Annotated in this window: 18 protein-coding genes and 1 pseudogene; 17 read left to right on the forward strand and 2 right to left on the reverse strand. The window is 55.8% G+C overall.

Annotated elements, in window-relative coordinates; translation table 11 throughout:
- Positions 1-3: 3 nt before the first annotated feature.
- The 6 genes from NYE74_RS27265 to NYE74_RS27290 all read left to right on the forward strand — a co-directional run bounded on the left by NYE74_RS27265 (position 4) and on the right by NYE74_RS27290 (position 7,105).
- Positions 4-1,083: a response regulator gene (locus tag NYE74_RS27265; protein ID WP_328271711.1), complete on the forward strand. Its 1,080-nt coding sequence runs from the start codon at positions 4-6 to the stop codon at positions 1,081-1,083.
- A 79-nt stretch (positions 1,084-1,162) separates the two neighbouring features.
- Positions 1,163-2,464, forward strand: coding sequence for an ABC transporter substrate-binding protein (locus tag NYE74_RS27270; RefSeq protein WP_328271718.1), 1,302 nt, complete (start codon positions 1,163-1,165; stop codon positions 2,462-2,464).
- 153 nt (positions 2,465-2,617) lie between these two features.
- A complete protein-coding gene (locus tag NYE74_RS27275; protein WP_036626369.1) occupies positions 2,618-3,502 on the forward strand; it encodes a carbohydrate ABC transporter permease in 885 nt (294 codons plus the stop codon).
- Entirely contained in the window at positions 3,499-4,326 is an 828-nt protein-coding gene (locus NYE74_RS27280) for a carbohydrate ABC transporter permease (RefSeq protein WP_036626368.1), read from the forward strand. The genes NYE74_RS27275 and NYE74_RS27280 overlap by 4 nt, the downstream gene beginning before the upstream one ends.
- A 350-nt stretch (positions 4,327-4,676) precedes the next feature.
- Positions 4,677-6,014 (forward strand): glycoside hydrolase family 30 protein, encoded by a 1,338-nt coding sequence (locus NYE74_RS27285; protein WP_036626366.1) that lies wholly within the window; start codon positions 4,677-4,679, stop codon positions 6,012-6,014.
- Positions 6,015-6,223: 209 nt separating this feature from the next.
- Positions 6,224-7,105 carry a glycosyltransferase family 2 protein gene (locus NYE74_RS27290; RefSeq protein ID WP_124333587.1) on the forward strand — a complete coding sequence of 294 codons (882 nt, stop codon included), beginning with the start codon at positions 6,224-6,226 and terminating at the stop codon, positions 7,103-7,105.
- A 470-nt stretch (positions 7,106-7,575) separates the two neighbouring features.
- Here NYE74_RS27290 and NYE74_RS27295 read toward each other — a convergent pair whose 3' ends face one another.
- Positions 7,576-8,697: an FAD:protein FMN transferase gene (locus NYE74_RS27295; RefSeq protein ID WP_124333588.1), complete on the reverse strand. Its 1,122-nt coding sequence runs from the start codon at positions 8,695-8,697 to the stop codon at positions 7,576-7,578.
- Between the two features lie 279 nt (positions 8,698-8,976).
- Between NYE74_RS27295 and NYE74_RS27300 the strand changes: the two genes are divergently transcribed.
- From NYE74_RS27300 to NYE74_RS27335, 8 genes and pseudogenes are all read left to right on the forward strand, one after another.
- A complete protein-coding gene (locus NYE74_RS27300; RefSeq protein WP_036626363.1) occupies positions 8,977-9,369 on the forward strand; it encodes a NusG domain II-containing protein in 393 nt (130 codons plus the stop codon).
- Complete coding sequence (locus NYE74_RS27305) at positions 9,353-9,901, forward strand: Gx transporter family protein (protein WP_036626361.1); 549 nt, start codon at positions 9,353-9,355, stop codon at positions 9,899-9,901. Before NYE74_RS27300 ends, NYE74_RS27305 begins: the two co-directional genes overlap by 17 nt.
- A gap of 65 nt (positions 9,902-9,966) precedes the next feature.
- Positions 9,967-10,812 carry an ATP-binding cassette domain-containing protein gene (locus NYE74_RS27310; RefSeq protein ID WP_213510940.1) on the forward strand — a complete coding sequence of 282 codons (846 nt, stop codon included), beginning with the start codon at positions 9,967-9,969 and terminating at the stop codon, positions 10,810-10,812.
- Positions 10,788-11,633, forward strand: a pseudogene (locus NYE74_RS27315) (energy-coupling factor transporter ATPase); the annotation flags it as partial. The gene NYE74_RS27310 and the pseudogene NYE74_RS27315, both read left to right, overlap by 25 nt.
- A 457-nt stretch (positions 11,634-12,090) precedes the next feature.
- On the forward strand, positions 12,091-12,891 hold the full coding sequence (locus NYE74_RS27320; protein ID WP_036626359.1) for an energy-coupling factor transporter transmembrane component T family protein: 801 nt from the start codon (positions 12,091-12,093) through the stop codon (positions 12,889-12,891).
- Between the two features lie 119 nt (positions 12,892-13,010).
- A complete protein-coding gene (locus NYE74_RS27325; RefSeq protein ID WP_124333589.1) occupies positions 13,011-15,101 on the forward strand; it encodes a peptidase U32 family protein in 2,091 nt (696 codons plus the stop codon).
- Between the two features lie 265 nt (positions 15,102-15,366).
- Positions 15,367-16,650, forward strand: coding sequence for an aspartate aminotransferase family protein (locus tag NYE74_RS27330; RefSeq protein WP_124333590.1), 1,284 nt, complete (start codon positions 15,367-15,369; stop codon positions 16,648-16,650).
- A 1,043-nt stretch (positions 16,651-17,693) separates the two neighbouring features.
- Positions 17,694-18,566, forward strand: coding sequence for a UbiA-like polyprenyltransferase (locus tag NYE74_RS27335; protein ID WP_036626355.1), 873 nt, complete (start codon positions 17,694-17,696; stop codon positions 18,564-18,566).
- A gap of 65 nt (positions 18,567-18,631) precedes the next feature.
- On the opposite strand, the gene NYE74_RS27340 is transcribed toward NYE74_RS27335, so the two are convergent.
- Complete coding sequence (locus tag NYE74_RS27340) at positions 18,632-18,973, reverse strand: hypothetical protein (RefSeq protein ID WP_124333591.1); 342 nt, start codon at positions 18,971-18,973, stop codon at positions 18,632-18,634.
- A 488-nt stretch (positions 18,974-19,461) separates the two neighbouring features.
- Between NYE74_RS27340 and licT the strand changes: the two genes are divergently transcribed.
- The 3 genes from licT to NYE74_RS27355 all read left to right on the forward strand — a co-directional run bounded on the left by licT (position 19,462) and on the right by NYE74_RS27355 (position 23,822).
- The gene (gene licT / locus NYE74_RS27345; protein WP_036626352.1) at positions 19,462-20,298 is read left to right on the forward strand and encodes a BglG family transcription antiterminator LicT; all 837 of its coding nucleotides are present in this window, start codon (positions 19,462-19,464) and stop codon (positions 20,296-20,298) included.
- Positions 20,299-20,409: 111 nt separating this feature from the next.
- Positions 20,410-22,305: a beta-glucoside-specific PTS transporter subunit IIABC gene (locus tag NYE74_RS27350; protein ID WP_124333592.1), complete on the forward strand. Its 1,896-nt coding sequence runs from the start codon at positions 20,410-20,412 to the stop codon at positions 22,303-22,305.
- 53 nt (positions 22,306-22,358) lie between these two features.
- Positions 22,359-23,822 carry a glycoside hydrolase family 1 protein gene (locus NYE74_RS27355; protein ID WP_124333593.1) on the forward strand — a complete coding sequence of 488 codons (1,464 nt, stop codon included), beginning with the start codon at positions 22,359-22,361 and terminating at the stop codon, positions 23,820-23,822.
- The last annotated feature ends 364 nt before the right edge of the window (positions 23,823-24,186 follow it).

Genomic DNA, 24,186 nt, shown 5'->3' on the forward strand with positions numbered 1-24,186 from the left:
AACATGTTCAAAGTGTTGATCGTCGACGACGAGGAGTGGAACCGGGACATTATCAAAAACCTGGGCCGGTGGGATGAATTGGGCATGGTGGTCGCGGGGGAGGCCGAGGACGGACTGGAGGCGCTGCGGCTGATCGAGCAGCTTGGTCCGGAGCTCATCATTACCGACATGCGCATGCCCGGTTCGGACGGCGAAGAGCTGATGCGCAGCATCCATGACCGTTTTCCCGGCAAGCAGGTGATCGTGGTCAGCGGGTACGACGATTTCCATTACGCCAGACAGGCGATTCGCTACAATGCGGCCGACTATTTGCTGAAGCCGATCGATCCCCAGGAATTAAACGCGGTGTTGGCCAAATGCGGGGAAGCCTTGCGGCAGCGCGGCGGCCGTCAGGGGATCGACCTGGAGCTGTCCGCGAAGCTGGCCGCTTACAAGAAGCGGCTGGGGTCCTGCTTTAATGAATTGAACGGCGAGGGAATCCGCAAAGTGTTCGGCGAACTGCGGTCGGATACGCAGCTTGCCGCGGCCCTGAAGCCGGAGGCGATCCGCTATTTTGTGCATGAAATCCTGCTGTATTTAAAGGAACTTTGCGCGGCCAACGCGCTGGCCTCCGAGCCCGAACGTTTGGTGGAGCATACGGAGGTGCCGGACTCTTTTCACAAAGCGGCCGGCTTGATGGAAGGCTGCTATATGGCTGCATTGGATGAATTGATCAAACAGCGGAAATTTAAAAACAAGCTGCATTTGGGCGAGGTGAAATCCTATCTTGAGCATCATTATGCCGAGCAGATCGGCTTGGAGCAGTTGGCCAAGCTGTTTTTTGTCAGCAAAGAGTATTTGAGCAAAGCGTTTAAGCAGGAGTACGGCATTACGGTTACGGACTATTTGCTGCAATTAAGAATGGAGAAGGCGATGGAGTGGCTGGGGGCGGACGAAGAGGTCGCGATCAAGAGCGTGGCCGAGATGGTGGGGTACGAGGATGTGTCCTATTTTCACCGGGTGTTTAAAAAGCATTTCGGGCTTTCGCCGGGAGAAGCGAGAAAAGCTTCACAAGGTTTAAAAATATCCAATGAAGGAGTCTAATCCCGTCCAATGAAGCGCTTACATGTTTCGATTAAAATGAAAGCGTGAACAAACTTAATCGTTCAGGAGGTCATAAATGATGAAGATGTGGAAGGGGATCGTCGGAACGGCTTTAATCGCAACGTTGCTCGCCGGATGCGGATCGGGCGGCGGAAGCGGCGCGGCAAGTAGCGAAACGCCGGGGGCAGGCGGCGGAAGCGCCAGCGGCAAAAGCGTCAGTTTAAAAATGTTTATCGCCCAGCCTCGTTTGAAGGAACATTACGATAAGTATATCGATGCCTTCGTGGCCAAGGAAAAGGCGGATAAGAACATCGACGTTACGGTTCAACTGGAGATGCCGCCGGCCGATACCGCTCCGCAAATCCTGAAAACGAGACTGGCTTCGAACGACGCTCCCGACGTGTTCGCCATTCACGCGGTTAATGAAATTCCGCCCTTCTATAAAGCCGGTTATCTGGAGGACTTGTCCGATCAGCCGTTCGTGGGCAAGCTGCTGGACAGCGTGAAGCCTTCGGTCACGACGGAGGACGGCAAAGTCGTCGCGGTGCCGCTCGAAACGTTATCCTGGGGGTATTTGTACAACAAGACGATTTTTAAAGAACAAGGCCTCACTCCCCCGACCACATTAACGGAAATGAAGGCGGTCGTCGAAAAGCTCAAACAAAGCAACATCACGCCGTTTGTTCTGTCCGACAAAGAGTCGTGGATCCCCCAGCTGTTCCTGCCGCTGACCGTAGGAGCGATGGTCAATACGGAAACCCCGGATTTCATCGACCGGATGAGCAAAGACGAAGGCTCCTTCTCGGAACTTAAGGAGATGTTCAACATCATCGATTTGGTCTACGCCAACGGCACCAAAAACGGTCTTGAAGTCGGCGGCGACGACGGAGCGGCGATGTTCGCCACCGGAAAAGCGGCGATGTGGGTGCAAGGCCCGTGGTATGCCGAGACGATTTTGAAATCCAATCCCGATATCGATTTTGGCGTGGCGGCTTTGCCGATCAACGACAATCCGGACGCTACGATGATCAACTTGAGCACGTCCACCTCCCTGGCCGTGTCCAAAACGAGCAAAAACAAAGAAGTGGCCCTCGATTTCATCAACTACATCCTGGACGACAAGGATTCCAGCGCGTTCTACCAGGCGTTGAAGTTTAACCCGGTCGCCACCGTGCACGACTACAGCAGCTATCCATGGGTGGACGACGCTATGGTTTATGTGAAAGCGGGCAAATCGTATCAAGACCCGCGGATTCCGCAGGCGGTTAAAGACGAATCCGGCAAAGCCCTGCAATCCTATATCGCCGGACAAATCTCGCCGGACGACGTCATCACCGCTCTGGACAAAGCTTGGAAGTCCTATAACAAAGTCAATAAGTAACGCGGCGGCTGAACGATAGGAAGGGACATGTTGTTCCTTCCTTCTATATAATCGTAAGAACATTTCACCCGGCTGCCTTTTTTCGTTACAAGCATCAGTTCAACCTTCGGCGAGCCGCCGCATCCATAGACAATGACAGGAGGGGAGAAGAACATGCCGTCCAAGATCTATAAGAAGTATTTTTCCCTATTGGCTTTTACGGCCCCGGCCCTCATTATATACACCATCTTTCTGCTTATCCCGACGTTCGGCGGAATGTATTATACGTTTACCGACTGGAACGGCTTGAATCAGGACTACAGCTTTGTCGGAATCGCAAATATCGTGGAAGCGCTCACGGAGGATCCGGATTTCATCAATGCGCTGCTGTTTACGCTCAAGTACGTCGTGTTTATGGTTATTTTGCAAAACGTAATCGCCTTGCTGCTGGCGGTGCTGATCGAAACGCGGACCCGCAGCAAAGGGTTTTTCCGGACGATCTTCTTCATGCCGAACATGATCAGCTTAATCATCAGCTCCTTTATGTGGACCTTCGTGTTTTCGCAGGTGATCCCGCAGCTCGCCGAAAAAGCGGCCTTCACCTTCCTGGACCATGCCTGGCTGGGCGATCCGAAATACTCGTTCTACTCGATCCTGATCGTTTCGCTGTGGAACGGGGTCGGGTACATGATGATCATCTATCTGGCCGCCCTGCAGGGTGTGCCGCAAAGCTTGAAGGAAGCGGCCATTATCGACGGCGCAAATTCGTTCCAAACGCTAAAAAGCGTAACCCTGCCGATGATTACGCACGCGGTGACGATCTGCTTTTTTCTGACGCTGAACGGCGCTTTCAAGGTGTTTGACGTCGTGTACGGCTTAACCGGGGGCGGCCCGGGGCGCAGCACGCAGGTCATCACGATGAACATTTACGAGGAGGCGTTCTCCAACAACTTCCGGTACGGGTATGCCAGCGCCAAATCGCTGATTTTGTTCGCCATCGTGCTGGTCGTCACCTTGATTCAGATGAACGTCATGAAGAAAAAAGAGGTGGAAGCATGAGCATGAAAAAAATCAATTCCCTGCTGATTGGGCTGATTTTGTCCGTTGGCGCTCTGTTCACCTGTTTCCCGATCTATATGGCGGTCGTCAACTCGTTTAAGACCCAGGGAGAGATGTTCGCTTCGTTCGTAGCGCTTCCGACCAAGCTGCATTTCGAAAACTATACCCAGGCCTTTGAAAAAATCCACCTGTTAAACAGCTCCATGAACTCGGTGATCGTATCCGTGCTTGGGATCGGCGGGATCGTCTTCTGCTCGGCTTTGGCCGGCTATAAGTTATCCCGTACCCGGGGCAAATTAAGCAATTTCATTTTTCTGCTGTTTGTCGCCTCGATGCTGGTGCCGTTTCATTCCATTATGATTCCGCTCACTCGGATGGCCAAAACGATGCAAGTGCAGGGCAGCACCTACGGGTTGGCGCTCATCTATATCGGCCTTGGCGTCAACATGGCGATTTTTCTGTACCACGGTTTCGTCAAATCGATACCGCGGGAGCTGGAGGAGTCCGGGCAAATCGACGGCTGCAACGAATTCCAGACGTTTTTCCGGATCATTTTGCCGCTGCTTCTGCCCATTACCGTCACCATCGCCATTCTCGACTTTTTGTGGATATGGAACGACTTCCTGCTTCCGCTGATGATGCTGACGGACGTGGACAATTACACCTTGATCCTGTCCACCAACATGCTGTTCGGGGAGTACAACAAGGAATGGTCGCTGATTCTGGCTTCGCTCGTGCTGACGGCGATCCCGGTGGTGGTCATTTACGGCTTCTTCCAGCGATTCATCATGGAAGGCATCGCGGAGGGAGCCGTGAAGGGCTGAGCGAAACATATGCTTATATTTGGCTCAGCCTGAAAGCGGTGCTTGATCGCCGGCTGGCCCGGCTGCTGCCTAGTGCCTAGAGCGAACCAAGCGTCGGCCTTAAAAATAGCGGAGCTTTATGTACCTATTATCCGGAGCCCTGGCCATGTTCACCCCATTAGCGGAATTTTATGTCCTTATTTTCCTATGAATGCTCCAGAACGCGGGCATTTCCTTGCGATGCGAGAAAATAGCGGCATAAATTTCCTCTATTACTCTCAAATGGACGGATATCGCCGGAATAACGACATTTTTTGCCCTTATGTTTTTTGCTGGAGATTTTTCTCAATTTAAAGAATAAGGAGGTTCCTATGGGACAACCGAAACGATGGATATCAAGCTCAAGGGAGCGGCAATGGGTGGAAAAAAACGCGCCAACCGCGATCGCGGGTGAAAGGGCAGCGGACCTGACGCTGACGGAGGAAGTTTTTCAAAACGTGGAAGGCTTTGGCGGGTGCTTTAACGAGCTGGGATACGTGGCGTTAAACGGGCTCCCGGAAGAGGAACGAAAGCGGGTATTGTATCATTTGTTCCACCCCGACGGGGAGCAGAAGTTCAGCATCTGCCGGCTTCCGATCGGGGCGAGCGACTATGCTCTGGAATGGTACAGCCATAACGAAACCGACGGCGACTATGCGATGGAGCATTTTTCAATCGAACGGGACCGCAAGTATCTGATTCCTTACATCAAGGAGGCGTTGGCCCTAAACCCCGAGTTAAAGCTGTTCGCTTCGCCTTGGAGTCCGCCGGCGTGGATGAAGTCTCCGAAGGCTTATAACTATGGAACGCTGCGTTGGGAAAAAGAAAACCTGGAGGCGTACGCCCTATACTTCGTGAAGTTCGTTCAGGCGTACCGGGAAGAAGGCATCACGATCCACCAGGTCCATGTCCAAAACGAGGTCGTGGCCGATCAAAAATTTCCGTCCTGCGTTTGGACCGGCGAGCAGCTTCGCGAATTTATCCGCGATTATCTTGGCCCGGCCTTCGACAAACACGGGCTCGATACGGAAATCTGGCTCGGCACGATCAATGCACCGGAACCGTGGGACGAGTGGCTGAAGAAAAAAGCCGCCGACCACGACGCGTATGCGCATACGGTGTTAAGCGACCCGGAGGCCTACAAGTATGTCAAAGGCGTCGGGTACCAGTGGGCCGGCAAATGGGCGATCCAGCGCACGGCCTTGAGCTACCCGGAGCTCCGCTATATGCAGACGGAAAACGAATGCGGCGACGGCACGAACACTTGGGAGTACGCCCAATACGTATTCAATTTGTATCAGCACTATTTCACGAACCGGGTCAACGCTTATATTTACTGGAACATGGTGCTGGAGCCGAAGGGCCGCAGCACCTGGGGCTGGGAACAAAATTCGCTGATTACGGCCGATCCGGAGCGGAAGGAAGCGATCTTTAACCCCGAGTATTACGTAATGAAGCATTTCTCGCATTTTGTCGCGCCGGGATCAAAGCGTATCGGCCAGCGCGGGCATTGGTACGGCAATGCGGTCAGCTGCGAAAGGCCGGACGGCGGCCGCGTTATAGTGATCGCCAACCCGTTCAAGGAGACGAGAACGGTGCGGATCTCGGACGGCACGGAAACGTACGGCTTCGAGCTGGAGCCGGAATCTTTCAACACGATTTGGTTTTGACAGATGATTAGGCCGGAAGACTAGTGAAATACGCCGATGCCCGAAGAACAAAGCCGGACAGAAACCTTGGCGAGCGGTCCTCGAAGATTCGGGGGATCGCCTTTTTTTTCAAATCCCGCAATTGGTCTAGTCCACCGGGACTCTACTATCATATGTTAGTCTATAAACTACTTTTAGTTTAGAGACTTTATGATGGAGGGATATTTCATATGCCCAAAGTTTCGGTCATTATGCCGGTATACAATAACGCCCCTTATGTTCAGGAAGCTATCAGCAGCATACTGAATCAAACCTATACCGATTTCGAATTTATTATTATCGATGACGGGTCTACGGACGGATCCGCTCATCTGATTTCGCTGGTCGAGGACCCCAGAGTCCGCAAAATCTTTCATCCCCAAAACTACGGTCTGGTCGCTTCGCTAAATGAGGGTTTAAGTCTGGCAACCGGGGAATATGTCGCCCGGATGGACAGCGACGACCTGTCTACGCCGGACCGGCTGGGCGTTCAGGTGACGTTTATGGATGAGCATCCGTCCATCGAATTGTGCGCCTCCGCGTTTACTTATTCCATTGGCATGAGACCGAAGGTGAACCCGGTGGAGCACGAAGAAATCCGGACCTGGCTGCTGTTCCATTGCTGCATTTGCCATCCGACGGTAGTGATGCGCAACAGCATGATACACCGGTTGGGCGTCCAATACGACAGCAACTATCCCCATGCCGAAGACTACGAGCTTTGGAACCGGTTGGCCCCGCACATAAAAATGGCGAATATCCCGATGAACCTGCTGTATTACCGTATGCATACCGGACAAGTATCCCATGTGCATAAAGCCATCCAGGACGATTCCGCGCGGAGAGTCCGGCAGCGGCAATTTTCGCAGTTGGGCTTGCAGCTGTCCCATGAGGAAGACCGGATTATGCAGGAGCTCATGTATTTTCAGATCAATGCCGACGACCAGCATCAATATGCCCGGGCGTTCGGTTTTGCCCGCTGGGTGCTGGAGCAGAACCGGAAATATCGGGTTTACGATCAGCAGCTGTTGAATCTGGCATTTTCCCGCTGCATCTCGCGTATTCCGTATTAAAAAACCGGCGTCGGCAACAGCCGACGCCGGTTTATGGTTATTGTTTACCCCTGTCTCCATGTACACTTGAAGACTTAAGCGGGCGTTCCTTCTTCGACTACAACCAACAACGGTTTCCAAAACAACAAATGCCCTACCTCTCATTTGTCCTTGCGGCTCCGATGACCGCGCCAGTGTGAATCAGAAAAACACTAAATTCTTACTTTATTGGGTCATTAAAATAGGAATTTCATACCGAAAGGTATAAGGAGAGTTATAATCTTTTGAGGAACTGCGATACGGGTAGTAACAATCTGATTAATAATTATAACTCAAGCTTGAAGAAAATGCAATAAAACCGATAAGGCCCCCTTTTTTCATTAGAGCCGGGGGCTTTTTATATTTCCGGCGGATAGAGGAAGAAATGCGGACGCGGATAAAGGACGAAACGCGGGTAGAGAGAAGGAGAAGAGGGGACGGAGCCCCTCCCCTTAATTGGCAAACGTGTAGCTGTCGTTCGTTTTATGAAGCAGTTGTTTGAAGCCGGAGGTCGCATACAGCTTTTTATCTTTTGTTATGAACAGGGCCTCCGTATTCGGCGTGTTTTCGATGAATTCCAGGCCCTTGTCGATCCCCAGCACGAACAGGGTCGTGGAGAGGGCGTCGGCGTCCGCGGATTTATCGGTCACAATCGTCACGCTGCTGATCCCGTTGTCTACCGGATAACCGGTTGTAGGGTCAAGAATATGCTGGTACAGCTTGCCGTTTTCGATAAAAAACCGCTCATAAATGCCGGAGGTTACAATCGTTTTGTCTTTCACCCGAATGGTGCCGATCGAGTTCCCGCGCTCTTTGCCCGGATCTTGGATGCCGATGTTCCATTCGTCGCCGTTCGGCTTTGCGCCCATCGCGTAGACGTTGCCGCCAAGATCGATGATCGCGCTGTGAAAGCCTTGATCCGCCAAATAGTCGTAGATCCGGTCAGCCGCGTACCCTTTGCCGATCGAACCAAGGTCGACGGACATGCCTTTTTCTTGAAGATAAATTTCCTGCGCCGCCTCGTTCAGCTCAATTTTGCGGTAATCGGTCAAGCGTCTCGCCTCGGCGATTTCTTCCTCCGGCGGGACATGGGCGCCTTCATGGCCGATGTTCCACAAGCTAACCAGGTTGCCGATCGCGGGGTCAAACTTGCCGTCCGTCCGCTTGGCGTAATCGAGCGCTTTCGCCACAAGGTTAAACGTCTCGGGTGACACCTTGACCGGGGCGATGCCGGAGTTTGCGTTCACTTTATAGATTTCGCTGCTGCTGTCCGTACGGCTGATACGGCTGTCGATTTCTTTGAGCAGGACATCCAGGTCTTTGAAGTTTTGCTCGGCGGCCCGCTCGTCGTAGATCCGTACGGTCACTACCGTGTCGAATATAAAATACGTCTGCGATTTCGGCTGGACTGCGCTGGCTTTTTGCGCCGGTTCCGCGCCTGCAGAGCCGCCGGCAGTGCGGCCTGCTCCGTCAGCCGCGCCTCCGGCCGCGCTGCCGGCGCCACCGCAGCCGCCGAGCAGCGCGGCCAGCAAAACGAGGGTGAATAGCAGAATGGGCGTCTTGTTCTTTTTCATGGTCGCAGCCTTCTTTCGGTCCGGTGGTTATGTCGCCTTGAGTGTAGCAAATACCGACATGCTGCAAAAGTGATATTTTTCACAATGTTGCTGATCTTTTTCACACTAATTCAACCGGCAAATTCCATAAAATGTATGACCAAGTGATGATTTTGTGAAATGCGGGAGGCAAGGGCAGGGAAGAGACATTTGTCACATTTGAAGACGGAGGGCAGCATGTATAATGGGTTCATCTAAGATTTATATAATCAAAAAATAAGGAAGTTTGGGGAGTTTGCCATGAAGCGCGGAGATATCCTGTTGATCGGATTGGTTGTCGTCATCGCACTGGCTTTTCTCGTGCCAAGGTGGCTTGGCGGGGATTCAAGTGAAAAAGTTCACAAAAATGGCGAGCGCGTGGCCAACATTACGGTTGACGGGAAGCTGTATAAAACCGTGGAATTGACTAAGGAAGAACAAACCGTAGAAATCAAAACCGAACACGGCTACAACCTGCTGAAAATCCACGATTACGGCATTGAAATGATCGACGCCGACTGTCCGGACAAATTGTGCCTGACTTTCGGGTTCATCGACCGCAACGGCGGGACGATCGTCTGCCTGCCGCACAAGCTGATGGTCGAAGTTGTGAACGCCGGGGAAGGGGGCGATCTGGATGCCGTCGTTAAATGAAACATCCAATCTGATCTTAAAAAGAACGGTGATCGTGGCGATTTTTGCCGCGGTGGCGGTCGTGCTCAGCCTGGTGGAATCCATCATTCCCGTCAATATGGGCGTTCCGGGCGCCAAGCTGGGCCTCGCCAACATTATGGTGCTGACGTGCCTGTATTTCCTCAGAACCCGGGACGCGTTCATGATGGTGCTGCTTAAAACGCTGCTCACGGCGTTTATTTTCGGTTCGTTTTCCAGCTTTTTGTTCAGCATCATGGGGGCTTTGTTCAGCTTTGCGGCGATGTGGTTTCTGCTCCTTATCGGACGGAAGCGGCTTAGCCTGATCGGCATCAGCACGGTCGGAGGGATCGCCCACAATATCGGGCAACTGACTGCGGCCTCCCTCTATTTTCACACGACGAACATCTACTATTATTTACCGATGCTGCTGCTTATGGGCGTGCTCACCGGCATAGCCGTCGGGATCGCGGTCAAGTATCTGATTCCGTCCCTGTCGAAGCTGGAGCTGTTCAGCGGTTTTGTGCCGGAATAACGTTTGGCCTGCCCTAAGTCTGCCGGTCTGCGTGCCGGATCAAAGGAGAAGGGAGCGGAGAGAAATTGGAGAAAAACGGATTCGCTTATGAGGTGCGTCAAGTCTCTTTCGCTTATGATCCGGCAAGTCCGGTGCTTGACGATGTAAGCTTAAACATCCCTTGGGGCGGCTGGGTATCCCTGGTTGGCGCCAACGGCTGCGGCAAATCGACGCTGGCCAAACTGCTCGGCGGTTTGCTGGCCGCAAACGCCGGCGTCATCCTAATAGGAGGCGTGCCGCTGAACCGGGAGACGGCGCATGTCCTGCGGCCGCGCATTGGCATGGTTTTTCAGAACCCGGACAATCAGTTTATCGGCGCGACCGTGGAGGAGGACATCGCCTTCGGTTTGGAAGGGCGGTGCCTGCCCCGAGAGGAAATGCGGCGCCGCGTCCGGTCATATGCGGAAAAGCTGCGGATCGGCCATCTGCTGAGCAAACACCCTGCGGAATTGTCCGGAGGGCAGAAACAGCGGGTGGCCGTCGCTGCGATTCTGGCGATGGAGCCGGACATCGTTATTTTTGACGAGGCCTCGTCCATGCTCGATGAGAAGGCAAGGGGGGAACTGCTCGGCATCCTGCGGGAAATGCGGGAGAGCGGACAGTATACGATGGTATCGATCACTCATGATGCCGAAGAAATTTTGGCCTCCGACCGGGCGATCGTGCTTGGCGGAGGGGCGGTCGCCGCCGATCTCCCGCCGGAGGATTTGTTCCGGGACGAGGCGCTGCTCGGCTCCTGCCGCCTGATCCCCCCTTTCCGGATGAAGCTGAGGCGGGAGCTGGAGCGGCGGGGGATTTTCGTCTCGGAAGACTTGGCGCGGGGCGGCAAAGAGGAGGCATCCTGGTTATGGCCATTGATTTCGAGCAAGTAAGCTTTGCGTACGACGATCGCAGCCTGTGGCGGCACAGCGCGCTTGAGGATGTAACCCTGTGTGTGGCACGCGGGGCCTTCGCGGCGATCGCCGGCGCTTCCGGTTCGGGGAAGTCGACGCTGATGCAGCTTTTCAACGGGCTGCTGAAACCGACGGGAGGAAAAGCCCGGGTGCTGGACGTTACGCTGCAAGCCGGGGGAAAGGCGTCCGGGCTGCGGGAACTGCGGCGCAGGGCAGGGCTGGTGTTCCAATTCCCGGAGCAGCAGCTGTTTGAAGATACGGTGGAGAAGGATCTGTGCTTCGGACCGCTAAATTTCGGCTGCCCGGCAGCTGAAGCCAGGGAACGGGCCAGCCGGGCGCTGAAACTGGTCGGGCTGGACGATTCGTTCCTGGCGCGCAACCCGTTTCATCTGAGCGGCGGGCAGATGCGCAAAGTGGCGATCGCCGCGGTGCTGGCGATGGAACCGGACGTCATTGCGCTCGATGAGCCGACGGCGACGCTTGATCCGCAAAGCCGGGCCGAACTGGCCGGGATGTTGGCCCGGCTGCATCGGGAGCAAGGCAAGACGGTGATCGTCGTCACCCATCGTATGGAGGAAATGCTTCCGTACGCGGAGCGGTGGATCGTCATGAAGGAGGGGCGGATTTCGTTTCAAGGCACGCCGGGCGAATTGGTGCGGGAAGCCGCGAGACTGGAGGCGGAAGGGCTGAAGCTGCCCGACAGCATCCACTGTTGGAGGGCGGTGAGCGCCCGGTTTGGGCTGGAGGCGGAGGAGCCCTGCCTGACGGCGGAAGCGCTGGCCGAGCGGCTGGCGCGGCTGCTGCCGCTGCCGCTGCCGCGAACAGAGCTGGCGGGGGGCGCGGTGATGGATGCGGCGGGAGCCGCGCCGGAGAACGCCGGAGCGTCTCCGGTGATGCCGGAGTTGGGCGCGGCGTCTTCCGCTGTGGGAAGCAATGCCGCAGCGTCTCTGGTGGAGCCGGAGTTGGGCGCGTCGCCTTCCGCCGTGGCGGGCAATGCCGCAGCGTCCCCGGTGGAGCCGGGGAAGGGCGCGTCGCCTTCCGCCGTGGCGGGCAATGGCGCAGCGCCGACCGCTGTGCCGGATACAGAGAGCCAGCGTCCGGTTCCGGACGCGGCTGTCCTAGGGCTGGAGCCGGAAGCCGTCAAAGCCAAGCCGCTCCAGGAAGAAAAGGCGGTTCAGCCAAACGCGGTTGGGCGGCCGGGCCCGGAAAAGCTGGCTTTTGCAGTCCGCGGCGCGGCGAGAGAGGGGGGCGGATGACATGCGGAACAAATTGCTGTTCGGACGCTGCATCGACACCGGCTCGTGGGTGCACGGCGTTGATCCCCGGGCCAAGCTGACCGGGATGCTGTTGTACCTCGTCGCTATCGTGGCCGTCGGCTCGTGGGCGGCGCTTGGCGCGGCGGCGGCGTTTTCCGCCGCATACATGCTGGCGACAAAAATACCGCTCAAATATTACGTCAAGGCGGCGAAGCCGCTTTGGACGCTGATGGCGTTCATCTTTGTCGTTCAATGTTTGACGGTGCATGAAGGAGCGGAGTTGTGGCGCGCCGGCTCCTGGACGCTATATGCGGGCGGGGTAAGCAGCGGGTTGTTGGCGGCCGCCCGGATGGGGCTGCTGGTTTCTTTTACCGCGCTGTTGACGTTTACCACGACGCCGGGCCTGCTGAACCAAGGCCTAAGCGGCGTGCTGAAGCCGCTTGGGCACATTGGCATAAGATCCGAGCGGCTCACGCTGATGATGAGCATCGCGCTGCGGTTCATCCCGACGATTCTCGATGAAACGCACAAAATTCTTAAGGCGCAGGCGGCCCGCGGCGCGGACCTGAAAGAGCTGCCCTGGAAAGAGAAAGGGCGGCTGCTCGTGTCGCTGCTCGTGCCGGTCACGGTCAGCGCGTTTCGCCGGGCGGAGGAGCTGGTGCTGTCGATGGAGGCCCGGGGGTTCGCCGTTGGCGCGCCGCGCACGGAATACCACCTGCTGACGTGGAAGAGCCTGGATACGTGGTTCGTGGTATCCTACATGCTTTTGGCCGCTGTTGTTATTGGCTGCCACTTTTTGTAAATGACATATCCATTAGAGTTAACCATGCAGTGTATTGGATAGCCGAAAAATTACTCTAGTTGGACTTAAGAAAGGGCGGGAGTAGTTTTAACTTATACAGGGATGAGGGGGAGGACGCGGTGGCGCGTTATTTTAACGGAAGAGAAGTCGAATTGTTGGCACCGGCGGGAACGTTCGAAATTTTCAAAAAGGTGATCGACGCAGGTTGCGACGCGGTTTATTTTGGGGGCCCCAGCCTCAATATGCGTCTGATGCGCAAAGGCTACAATTTCAGCCTGGAGGAAATTACCGAAGCGGTGCGGATGGCTCATGAACGCGGCAAAAAAGTGTACGTCACGGTCAACAATCTGCTGAACGAAAGCGAGCTGGACGAGGCGCGGGCGTACTTGCGTTTTCTGGAGAACGCGGGTCCCGATGCCATTATCGTACAGGATTTTGCCGTCCTAGCGCTGATTAAGGAGATGGGGCTTGGAATCGATGTCCATTCTTCGGTCATGATGAACGTGCACAATGTGGAGATGGTTCGGGCTTTGCAGGAAATGGGGGTAACCCGGGTCGTCACGTCCCGCGAAATGGATCTTGCGGCCACCCGTTATTTGCAGCAGGCGACCGGAATGGAGCTGGAATATTTCGTGCATGGGGACATGTGCTCGGTGCATGGCGCGAACTGCTACTTCAGCTCGATGGTATTCGGCATGAGCAGCAACCGGGGCAAATGCATGAAGCCGTGCCGCTGGGATTACCGCGTTAAAAAAGACGGCTACGTGTATCCCGCGGAATACCCTTTGGCCGTGAAAGACATGTTCATGTACGAGCATATCCCGGAGCTGATCCACGGCGGCATCACCTCCTTTAAAATCGAAGGCCGCATGCGCGACGCCGATTTCGTTCTCATGCTGGTGGGCGCCTACGGCGACGCCATCGACCGCTACATCGCCGATCCGGTCGGCTTTGAACGCAACCGCGACACGGAGCTGCTGTACCAAAACCGCAAACGCGATTTCTCCACCGCTTACGCGTTTGGCCGGCCGGGGTTAGCGAACATCAACCGCCGCTACGAAGGGACCGGCAAGTTTTACAGCACCGGCAAAGTGTTCAGTACACCGACGCAGGAGCGGGAGCTTAGCGCGGTGCGGATTGCGGCGATTCGGGAAGGGCTGGATAAAGCGCGGCATGGGGAGCCGGGGGAAGGCGCTTGCCGCCGCTCAGGGAGCGCTACCGTATCGGATGCCGGCTCTGCGGAGGTCTCCGTACACGTAAACAACACGGAGCAGGCCAAAGCCGCGCTGAAGGCCGGGGCCGACCATGTGTATTTGTCCGGCGACGTGTTTGAACCGGACCGCCCGTTTACGAAGGCCGACGTCAAGGAGCTCGCTGCGCTCAAAGGCAAGGCGAAGCTGTACCTGTGCCTGCCGCGAATGATGAACGAGCTGCAGTTTGAAATTTACGACGCCCTGCTGTCCGGGGAACGCCTGCCGATCGATGGCTTGATGGTGACGAATCTGGGCGCGATCCGCAAATTTGCCGGCAAGGGATATCCGTTGATCGGCGACTTTAATCTGAACGTGTACAACAGATTGTCCGCCGATTTTTACCGGGGGCTGGGCTTGACCCGGATGACGGCGTCCATGGAGATGCCGTTAAACGATCTGGCGGCGCTGCTGGCCGAGGCGCCCGCAGCGCTGGAGGTCATTGTCCACGGTTCCCCGGCGATCATGTACATGGAGCATGACCTGTATGAAAATACGGAGGTGTTCGAACCGATTGCCGAAGAAGACAACCATTACGTCGGCAACCACATCCTCGTATTGAAAACCGACAAGGGCGAAAACCCGGTTTACCGGGACGTATACGGCCGTAACCATCTGATGCTCGCCAAGGAGCTGTGCCTGCTGCCGGCCGTCAAAGAATTGGCCGCCGCAGGGGCGTCCGTGCTGCGGATTGAAGGGGCGACCTACCGCGCGGAGGACCTGGAACGTATCGTACGGGCATATAAAAACGCGGCGGCGGCGCCGGATACGGCTGAAGCGGAGTTTGCCAAGCTGCCCCCGGTTTATGCCGGCTATACGCTTGGCGCGCTGCAGTTCGACGGAGGCAGCGCCAGTGCGGCGAAGGCGGAGGCGGCAGCTGCAAAAGGGGCCGCGGTAGTAAATGAAGCTGCGGGCACGAATGAGGCGAAGGCTGCAATAGAAGCCGCGGGCCCAAAATGAGGCAGCTTCAAATGAATTGGCACCAAATGAATCGGCAGCTGCAAGTAAGGCCGTAGGAGCAACAGTGGAGGCAGGTACACATTAGGAGACGAGAACCAAAGAGGTTGCGGGCCCCAATTAAGCGGTCGCTACTCAAGCAAGGCAGCCATTACACAAACGGCACCCGCAGCTGCGGTAAGCGAGCGGTGTTTTGCGGGGCAGGTTGGGCGGCTCGCTATACTTGCTCCTTTACAAGACTTACTCAACAGAAGGGAAGCGGAAAATTATGCAAACGTATATCGGACCGGAGGGTGTGCTGCAAAAGCGGCAGCGGTATTTTTATCCATGCACGAGCCATTTTTATCGCAATCCGCCGCAGCTGGTCAAAGGGGAAATGCAGTATTTGTACGGGCATGACGGGACGCGGTACACCGACTTTTTCGCCGGCGTTTCCGTCGTGGCCACCGGACATTGCAATCCGGAAATCGCCGAGCGGACGGCGGAGCAGCTGCGTACGCTGCAGCATACGTGCACGATTTATCTGACGCAGCCCAATGTGGAGCTTGCCGAGAGGCTGGCCGGGGTATTGCCCGGGCGGCTTCGCCGGACGTTTTTTGTAAACAGCGGGTCGGAGGCGAATGAAGGGGCGCTGCTGCTCGCCCGTTTGCATACGGGACGCCGCGGCTTTCTGGCGCTGGAGCAGTCTCTGCACGGCCGGACGTATCTGACGATGAGCGTCACCGGCCTGCAGATGTGGCGCACCGACTCGCAGCTGGCGGAGGCTGCGGATGTGACGTTTATCCCCCGCCCCTACGAGCGGGGGATGAGCGCCGATGAAGCGGGCCGGCGCTCCATCGCGGCGCTGCGGGCGGCGCTGGCGGCGAAAGGCGGCGAGATCGCCGCGATGATCGCCGAGCCGATCCAGGGCAACGGCGGCATCATCGCGCCGCCGGACTGGTATTTCGCTGAAGTGAAGCGGCTGCTGGAGCAGCACGGGGTGCTGCTGATCGCCGATGAAATTCAGACCGGGTTTGGGCGTACGGGCCGGATGTTCGCCATGGACCGCTACGGCGTTGCGCCGGACATCGTGACGATGGCCAAAGCGCTTGGAGGCGGCATCCCGGTGGCGGGCTTCGCCGCCACCGACGAAATCGCCGCCAGCTTCACGCGGCCATCCGCCTCCACGTTCGGCGGCAACCCGGTTTCGTCCGTGACCGCGCTTGCGGTCTTGGACTACATCGAGGCGCATCGCCTGCCCGAACGGGCGGAGCGCCTCGGGGCCCAGCTGCGCGGCGGGCTTGAGCGCCTCGCCGTGCGGTTCCCTCAGCTCGCGCTAGACGTGCGCGGCGCGGGGCTGATGCTCGGCGCGGAGCTGTGCGCCGATGAGCCGCAGCGCGGGGCCGGGCTCGTCGATGACGTGCTCGAGGCGATGAAGGACCGCGGCTATCTTATCGGCAAAAACGGCGTCAATCGCAACGTTCTTGCCTTCCAACCGCCGCTCGTCATCGCCGAAGCCGACATCGACGGCATGTTGTCCGCGCTGGAAGCGGTGCTGGCCGGCTTGGCCTAACCGCCGGCCAGCACCGTCAGCCCGGCCAGCCGGGCTCGCCCGGTCACTCGGTCAGCCGGCCCGCAGGTACCGGCGCACCGGGCCCGCCGCCCCCGGCAGCGGCTCGGGCCGTGGCTGACCTCCGCCAGCGTCCCGGACAGAGCGGCCCGGCCCGTGGCTGATCCCCGCCGGCGCCCCGTGCAGAGCGGCCCGGCCTATGGCTGATCCCCGCCGGCGCCCCGGGCGGAGCGTCTCGGCCCGTGACTGACCCCCGCCAGCGTCCCGTGCAGAGTGGCCCAGCCCATGGCTGGTCCACACTGGCGCCCCGTGCAGAGCGGCCCAGCCCATGGCTGATCCCCGCCGGCGCCCCGTGCAGAGCGGCCCGGCCTATGGCTGATCCCCGCCGGCGCCCCGGGCGGAGTGCCCCGGCCCGTGGCTGATCCCCGGCCGTCCCCGTTCCCGTTCCCGGCGGCTCTTGACCTATACGTCGCCGGAGCGGAGAAATAGCGGCAAATTATGCCCTTATTTCGCGGCGCGGGCCACCCTGCGGAAAGATAACGGCACAAAAGGGTGCTATTTTCGGGCGGAGATGGAAAAAACGGCAATTTGGTGGGGGTTCCTCGGAAATAGAGACATAAAATGTCGCTATTTGCCATAATACGGCCAAAGAACGGCGAATAGCGGCATTTTTTGCCGCTATTACAAACCTCGGTACTAGCGTCGGCCCATAGCGTCGGCCCAAGACGTCGGCCCATAGCGTCGGTGTTTATTTTATCCTGGGGCGGGCGCTGGAAAGTGATAGGCAGCGGGAACAGGGAATTCGTGGCTGCGGCAGTTTCTGCGGCCGGTAAGGACGGCGGCGTTTTTTTCGTCCAGCCCTTGAGACCCCGGGTATTGAACGGATCCTCGGCATACCTGCTGCCCGGCTATTCGGGGACAGCCAGGCGACGGCAGTGGATGGCCGCATGCCTTACGCCCAACTCACCCTGCCCGTTCAAAGCCACCTTGCCCGTCCAAGCCACCCCGGCCCTATGCCTAACGCAACGAAGGAGAGTGACTATGTCATGGAAGTAGCTAGAAAAATCGGCTCCAAAATCAGGTTGTACAGCGAATTGGTGATGTTTTCGCACACACTGTTTTCGCTGCCGTTTGCGATCATATCGATGGTGTGGGCGGCGGAAGGATTCCCGTCGTGGCGGGTCATACTGTGGGGGCTGATCGCCTTGGTCGCCGCCCGGAACGGGGCGAACGCCTTCAATCGTGTCGTCGACCGCACCTTTGACGCGCAAAACCCGCGCACTGCCCATCGCCATTTACCGCGGCGGTTGTTGGAGGCGAGGGAGGTGCTCGTTTTTGTCATAGTCAATTATGCGATCTTTATTTTCGCGGCGGCCATGCTGAATCCGCTTTGTTTCGTGCTGTCGCCGGTGGCGATTTTCCTGATCTCGTCCTATTCCTATACGAAACGGTTCACTTATCTAAGCCATTTGTACCTTGGCTTCACGATCGCTTCCGCCCCGATCGGCGCGTGGTTTGCCGTGACCGGGAAGTTCGCTTTCACGCCGTTTATTCTCGGCACGATCGTGATGTTATGGATTGCCGGTTTCGACATCATTTACGGCTCGCAGGATATCGATTTTGACCGGAGCCATGGGCTGTGGTCGATCCCCAGCGCTTTTGGCCTCAAAAACGGCCTGAGAATTGCGGCCGGCCTGCATTTGATTATGGTGCTGCTGCTGATCGCCCTGATCCCGATCCGGCATCTCGGTTGGATGTACACGGCGGGGATTATCCTTGCGGTGATTTTGCTGCTGACGGAGCATAAGATCATCAAACCATCGAACCGCAAACGGATGAACGTGGCCTCGTACAATCTGAACCAAGTAATCAGCATGGTTATATTGTTCTGCACGCTTGGAGACTATTTCTTGTTGTGAGGTTCTTGCTGTGTTCCTGCTGTAAGATTCGCTGCAAGCTTCTCGCGGTGAGAATGCTCTCCGGATTATAAACGGATATCGATTTTTTGCGAGTAATCGACTTCGAACGATTCAAACACTTTAGCGATCGGCCGGAGCGATTGGTCCAGAAGCTCGAGTTCCGCTTTCCCCGCCTCGGAGTTCGGATCAAACGCCGGCTTGCCGCCCGCTTCCCCAGGGGTTATACCGGATTTTTCCTCCAACCGCACTTTATACTTCGCAAGCGTGTCCATCGTGCGATGATACAAATCCGCAATCTCGGAGGTGCTTTTATCGGCGAGGCCATCAAATCCCAGCCCGGAAGCGCTGAGGTTGCCGTATTCCGAAGGCAGCAGCGGCGCGTCTTGGCGCATACGGCTCTGGACCATGTAAAATTTGCCGTAAAAATCCGTGATCAGGCTGAGGTTCTCCTGAATTTATCCTTCACGATCCGCACGCGTCCTTCCAGCTCCTGAAGCTTCTCCTGGCTGGCGTTGGGATCGTTTTTGGCATCCTGCAAAGCTGTATATTATCGGAAAAATTGGAATGATGTTTAGTGTGAAAGCGTAAACATTTTTGCTTGCCAAATAATATGTTCGATGGTATTCTGGATTTGGGATTGTTACTGAAAAGGCGAAACCCGGGACATGATTTGTCATGTTTTTGGGTCGCCTTTTTTTGGTTTTAGTCGGCTAAGCAAGTGACAATCGCTGCGTTTCTTGGGGGCAGGCCACTGTTGCCCGGCATGTACGAATTTCGAAATGTATTCGTTTACATTTGATGCGCCGTTTCCCGCTACACCCGGCACAGGCTTTCCGCCCAGCGTTTAACTGGTTGCTTAACTCATTTGCTTAAAAGGGGAGGGGGCAATTTTTCGATGATCATCGAAAAAATATTCAACAATAACGCCATCATTGCCAGAGATGAGGAGCGCGAGGAATTCGTCGTGATGGGGCGGGGCATCGCTTTCAAGAAAAGCGCGGGAGACGAAGTGGATAAGGGGCTGATCGAGAAGGTGTTTATCCTTAAGCAGACGGAAGCTTCCGAAAAATTCAAGCTGCTGATGGACGACATCCCCACCGAATACGTATCGCTATGCTACGACATCATCGAGTACGGAAAAAACATGCTGCAAACCAAACTAAGCGATTTTATCTACGTTGCCCTGACGGACCATATCTACAACGCGTTCCGGCTGCACGACCGGGGGCTGGCCAACGCCAACCCGCTAATCTGGGAGATCCGGAAGTATTACCCGAAGGAATATAAGGTCGGGCAAAAAGCGCTGGAGTTCATCGAGGAGGTGACGGGAAAGCGCTTGCCCGAAGATGAGGCGGGAAATATCGCGCTCCATCTGATCAACGCCCAAATGAACGACGGGAAACGCCAAGTAGCCGATGCGGCCGGTCATACCCAGAAGATCCGCGATATTTTGAATATCATCAAATATTCGTACAATATCGAACTTGACGAGCAGTCGGTGAGCTACGAAAGGTTTATTACGCATTTGCGCTATTTTTTCCAACGTTTAAACAAACGGGAAAAGGTCGAGACGCTGGATCATTTTTTGCTGAAGCAGGTTAAAGCCAAGTATAAGCAAGCTTACGATTGCGTGCTGAAGATCGAGAAATATTTGGGCATGCCGCTTTCCGACGAGGAAAAACTGTACCTGACGATTCACACGCATCGCGTAACGCAAAGAGAAACCGAATAACCGGAACGGATCGTTACTGGTCATGCAGGCGAAACCAAACGGGGCGGCGAAGCTGCCCGTATGGTTTCGCCTTTTTTATAAATACTAGCAAATAATTAAGGAGGAGCAGCGATGAAATATGAAGCATTGGCGAAAGCCATTATCGAAAACGTAGGCGGCAAAGAAAACGTAGCCAGCCTGACCCACTGTATAACCCGGTTGCGTTTTAAGTTGAAGGATGAGAGCAAGGCCAACACGGAAGTGTTAAAAGCGATGGACGGTATTGTCACAGTCATCCAAAGTGGCGGGCAATACCAGGTCGTTATCGGTAATCACGTACCCGAAGTATATGCGGATGTGGCCGCAATCGGCGGCTTTCAGGAAGCGGCGGCGGAGCCGTCCGGGGAAAAAATGAGCTTGTTCAACAGATTCATCGACATCATCTCGGGAGTGTTTCAGCCGACGCTGGGCGTCTTGGCCGCCACCGGGATGATCAAAGGGTTCAACGCCTTGTTCTTGGCTCTGGGCTGGCTCACGGCCGCTTCGGGAACATACCAGATTCTAAACGCTATAGGCGATTGTCTGTTCTATTTCTTCCCGATTTTCCTCGGGTATACGGCGGCGAAAAAATTCAACGCCAACATTTTTATCGGCATGGCTATAGGGGCTTCACTCGTGTATCCGACGCTCAGCAGCATTATGGGGTCGGGCGAGCCGCTGTATACCTTGTTTAGCGGCACGATCTTCGAGTCGCCGGTGTACATTACTTTCCTGGGCATTCCGGTTATCCTGATGTCCTATTCGTCAACCGTTATTCCGATCATCGTCTCCACGTATGTCGGAGCGAAGCTGGAAAAACTGTTTAGAAAGATTATCCCCAGTGTCGTCAGAACGTTTCTGGTTCCTTTCTTCACCTTGCTGGTAGTTGTTCCGCTGTCGCTCATCATCATCGGTCCGCTTTCGACCTGGGCCGGCCAACTGCTCGGGCAAGGCACATTGTTCCTTTACAACTTAAGCCCGGTGATCGAAGGCTTGTTGATGGGTGCGTTCTGGCAAATATTAGTTATTTTCGGGCTGCATTGGGGAGTTGTGCCGATTGCCATCAACAATCTGGCGGTGCTCAAGCATGATCCGATTCTCGCCGGCACGTTTGGCGCTTCGTTTGCCCAGATCGGCGTGGTATTGGCCATTATGCTGAAAACGAAAAGCGCGAAATTAAGATCGCTGACGATCCCGGCTTTTATCTCAGGGATTTTCGGAGTTACGGAACCGGCGATTTACGGGGTTACTTTGCCGCGGAAGAAGCCGTTCATTTTAAGCTGTATTGCGGCGGCGGCAGGCGGCGCTATTCTTGGCGCCATGGGCAGCCAAATCTATATCATGGGCGGTCTGGGTATATTCATGCTTCCCAGCTTTATTGGTCCGCAAGGCATGGATGCCGCATTTTATGGGGCCATCATCGCTATGGCCGTCAGCTTCGTTTTGGGCTTCCTGCTGATGTTCTTCGGCGGTTACAAGGATGAAGAGGATGATGCCAAGCCAAAAGAGGCCTGCAATACCGAAACGCTGGTGAAGCAGGAGACGATCGGCAGTCCGCTCAAGGGAACGGTAAAACCGCTGTCGGAAATCGCGGACGAGGCGTTTTCTTCGGGGGCCATGGGCAAAGGGATCGCCATTGAACCGGCCGAAGGCAAAGTCGTCGCTCCGGCCGACGGGGTGCTGACCTCGCTGTTTTCGTCGGGACACGCGATCGGAATCACCAGCGACCACGGCGTGGATATCCTGATCCATGTGGGCAAGGACACCGTAAAGCTGAAAGGCAAATATTTTGCTCCCAAAGTCAAACAAGGAGATCGGGTCCGCAAAGGCCAGGTGCTGATGGAGTTTGACGCCGAAGCGATCAAAGCGGAAGGATATGATATAACCACGCCTGTGATCATTTCCAATACGGGCGATTATTTGGATGTCATCGAAACGGAACGGAAAGCGGTCGATTATCAGGACGATTTGCTGACGGTGGTCATTTGAGGCGGCGGCCTTAAGGAAATTGGGAAATTCAATAATTGGGGAGGAACGTACGAATGGCATATACGGCTAATACGGCTATAGCTTTTCCGGAAGGTTTTCTGTGGGGAGGCGCTACGGCGGCCAACCAGATCGAAGGCGGATACAACGAAGGGGGCAAGGGGCTGAGCACGGCTGACGTAATCACCGCCGGCACCCATACGACGCCGCGGCGGATTACGCCGGTACTGGAGCCGGACGCCTATTATCCCAGCCACGAAGCGATCGATTTTTATCACCGTTATGAGGATGATATCAAGTTGTTCGCCGAAATGGGCTTTAAGGTGTTCCGCATGTCGATCGCCTGGTCGCGGATTTTCCCGCACGGCGACGACGCCGAGCCCAACGAAGAGGGCCTGCGGTTTTATGACCGGGTGTTCGCGGAGCTGAAGAAACACAGGATCGAGCCTTTGGTGACGATATCCCATTACGAGGCCCCGCTGCATCTGGCCCAGCAATACAACGGATGGACGAACCGCAAACTGATTGATTTTTACGTGAAGTATTGCGAAGTGATTTTTAACCGGTATAAAAACGTAGTCAAGTATTGGCTGACCTTTAATGAAATCAATATCCTGACCATGCCGTTCGGCTCCTTTATCGCCGGCGCCATCATGCCGGAGGAGGGGGCCGAGCTGGGGCAAGGGGCCAAAACGGATCAGCGGCTCTTGTATCAGGCGCTGCACCATCAGTTTGTCGCCAGCGCTAAAGCCGTGAAGCTGGCCCATGACATCAATAAGGATTTCAAGGTCGGCTGCATGATCGCCTATATGTGCTCCTATCCGCGGACATGCCACCCCGACGATATCCTGCTGGCCCAGCAAAAGGATAACCTCAGCAACTTCCTGTGCTCGGACGTGCAGGTGCGGGGAGCCTACCCCGGGTTCGCCAAGCGGTATTTCCGGGAAAACAACATCGAGATCGTGATGGAGGATGGGGACGAGGAGATTTTAAAAGCGGGCTGCGTCGATTTCTACACTTTCAGCTACTACTCCTCGGTTTGCGTTAGCGCCGACCCGGAGCATGAACAGGTGGGCGGAAATTTATCGCTGGGGCTCAAAAATCCCTACCTGCAAGCCAGCGCCTGGGATTGGCAAATTGACCCGACCGGCTTGCGCTGGTCGTTGAACAACATCTACAACCGTTACGAAATTCCGCTGATGGTGGTGGAAAATGGTCTTGGCGCGGCCGATACAGTGGCGGAAGACGGCTCGATTCACGACGATTACCGGATCGAATACCTGCGCGAGCACATCAAGGCGATGAAGGAAGCGATCGCCGACGGGGTGGACCTCATCGGCTATACCCCCTGGGGCTGCATCGACCTGGTCAGCGCCGGAACCGGCGAGATGAAGAAGCGCTACGGCTTTATCTACGTCGATAAAGACAACGAAGGCCGGGGCACGCTGGCCCGCTCCCGCAAGCAAAGTTTCCACTGGTATAAGCAGGTAATCGCCTCGAATGGAGAGCGGCTGGAGTAAGGACCGGGCGCTGCCGGCAGGTGGCGTGTAAATGGGTTGCAAGTGGCGTGTAATTGGTGTGGAGCATAACAGGCGACTTGCAGCGTATTCTATTGGATATTTCCAATGAGAGCTGTCTTTATCTTGACCTGTATCGTCGATCAAAAACCGTCTCAAGACTGCATCGAAAGTCTCGGGACGGTTTTTTTGAGATTCTGGAATTTATAACTCAACTTTGAAAGCTTGAGGTTAGGGAAGTGGGGGGGCGGCAGATCAACACTCGCTGTCCGGAGACTTTGCACGATTATCCCGTTTGATCAGGTAGCAGAGAGAAAGACAAGCTCGGGAGAAAAAATATTTGGTGGAGAAGCAGATAGGTTCGAAA

The sequence above is a fragment of the Paenibacillus sp. FSL P4-0127 genome (genome assembly GCF_038007325.1).
Taxonomy (GTDB): Bacteria; Bacillota; Bacilli; order Paenibacillales; family Paenibacillaceae; genus Fontibacillus; species Fontibacillus macerans.

What these genes read in the sequence shown, in the direction of transcription:
- NYE74_RS27275 (WP_036626369.1), top strand. Translation starts at nt 2,618, where the DNA reads ATGCCGTCCAAGATCTATAAGAAGTATTTTTCCCTATTGGCTTTTACG.
- NYE74_RS27285 (WP_036626366.1), top strand. Translation starts at nt 4,677, where the DNA reads ATGGGACAACCGAAACGATGGATATCAAGCTCAAGGGAGCGGCAATGG.
- NYE74_RS27350 (WP_124333592.1), top strand. Translation starts at nt 20,410, where the DNA reads ATGAAATATGAAGCATTGGCGAAAGCCATTATCGAAAACGTAGGCGGC.
- NYE74_RS27280 (WP_036626368.1), top strand. Translation starts at nt 3,499, where the DNA reads ATGAGCATGAAAAAAATCAATTCCCTGCTGATTGGGCTGATTTTGTCC.
- NYE74_RS27270 (WP_328271718.1), top strand. Translation starts at nt 1,163, where the DNA reads ATGAAGATGTGGAAGGGGATCGTCGGAACGGCTTTAATCGCAACGTTG.
- NYE74_RS27340 (WP_124333591.1), bottom strand. Translation starts at nt 18,973, where the DNA reads ATGGTCCAGAGCCGTATGCGCCAAGACGCGCCGCTGCTGCCTTCGGAA.
- licT (WP_036626352.1), top strand. Translation starts at nt 19,462, where the DNA reads ATGATCATCGAAAAAATATTCAACAATAACGCCATCATTGCCAGAGAT.
- NYE74_RS27320 (WP_036626359.1), top strand. Translation starts at nt 12,091, where the DNA reads ATGCGGAACAAATTGCTGTTCGGACGCTGCATCGACACCGGCTCGTGG.
- NYE74_RS27265 (WP_328271711.1), top strand. Translation starts at nt 4, where the DNA reads ATGTTCAAAGTGTTGATCGTCGACGACGAGGAGTGGAACCGGGACATT.
- NYE74_RS27295 (WP_124333588.1), bottom strand. Translation starts at nt 8,697, where the DNA reads ATGAAAAAGAACAAGACGCCCATTCTGCTATTCACCCTCGTTTTGCTG.
- NYE74_RS27330 (WP_124333590.1), top strand. Translation starts at nt 15,367, where the DNA reads ATGCAAACGTATATCGGACCGGAGGGTGTGCTGCAAAAGCGGCAGCGG.
- NYE74_RS27290 (WP_124333587.1), top strand. Translation starts at nt 6,224, where the DNA reads ATGCCCAAAGTTTCGGTCATTATGCCGGTATACAATAACGCCCCTTAT.
- NYE74_RS27305 (WP_036626361.1), top strand. Translation starts at nt 9,353, where the DNA reads ATGCCGTCGTTAAATGAAACATCCAATCTGATCTTAAAAAGAACGGTG.
- NYE74_RS27355 (WP_124333593.1), top strand. Translation starts at nt 22,359, where the DNA reads ATGGCATATACGGCTAATACGGCTATAGCTTTTCCGGAAGGTTTTCTG.
- NYE74_RS27300 (WP_036626363.1), top strand. Translation starts at nt 8,977, where the DNA reads ATGAAGCGCGGAGATATCCTGTTGATCGGATTGGTTGTCGTCATCGCA.
- NYE74_RS27335 (WP_036626355.1), top strand. Translation starts at nt 17,694, where the DNA reads ATGGAAGTAGCTAGAAAAATCGGCTCCAAAATCAGGTTGTACAGCGAA.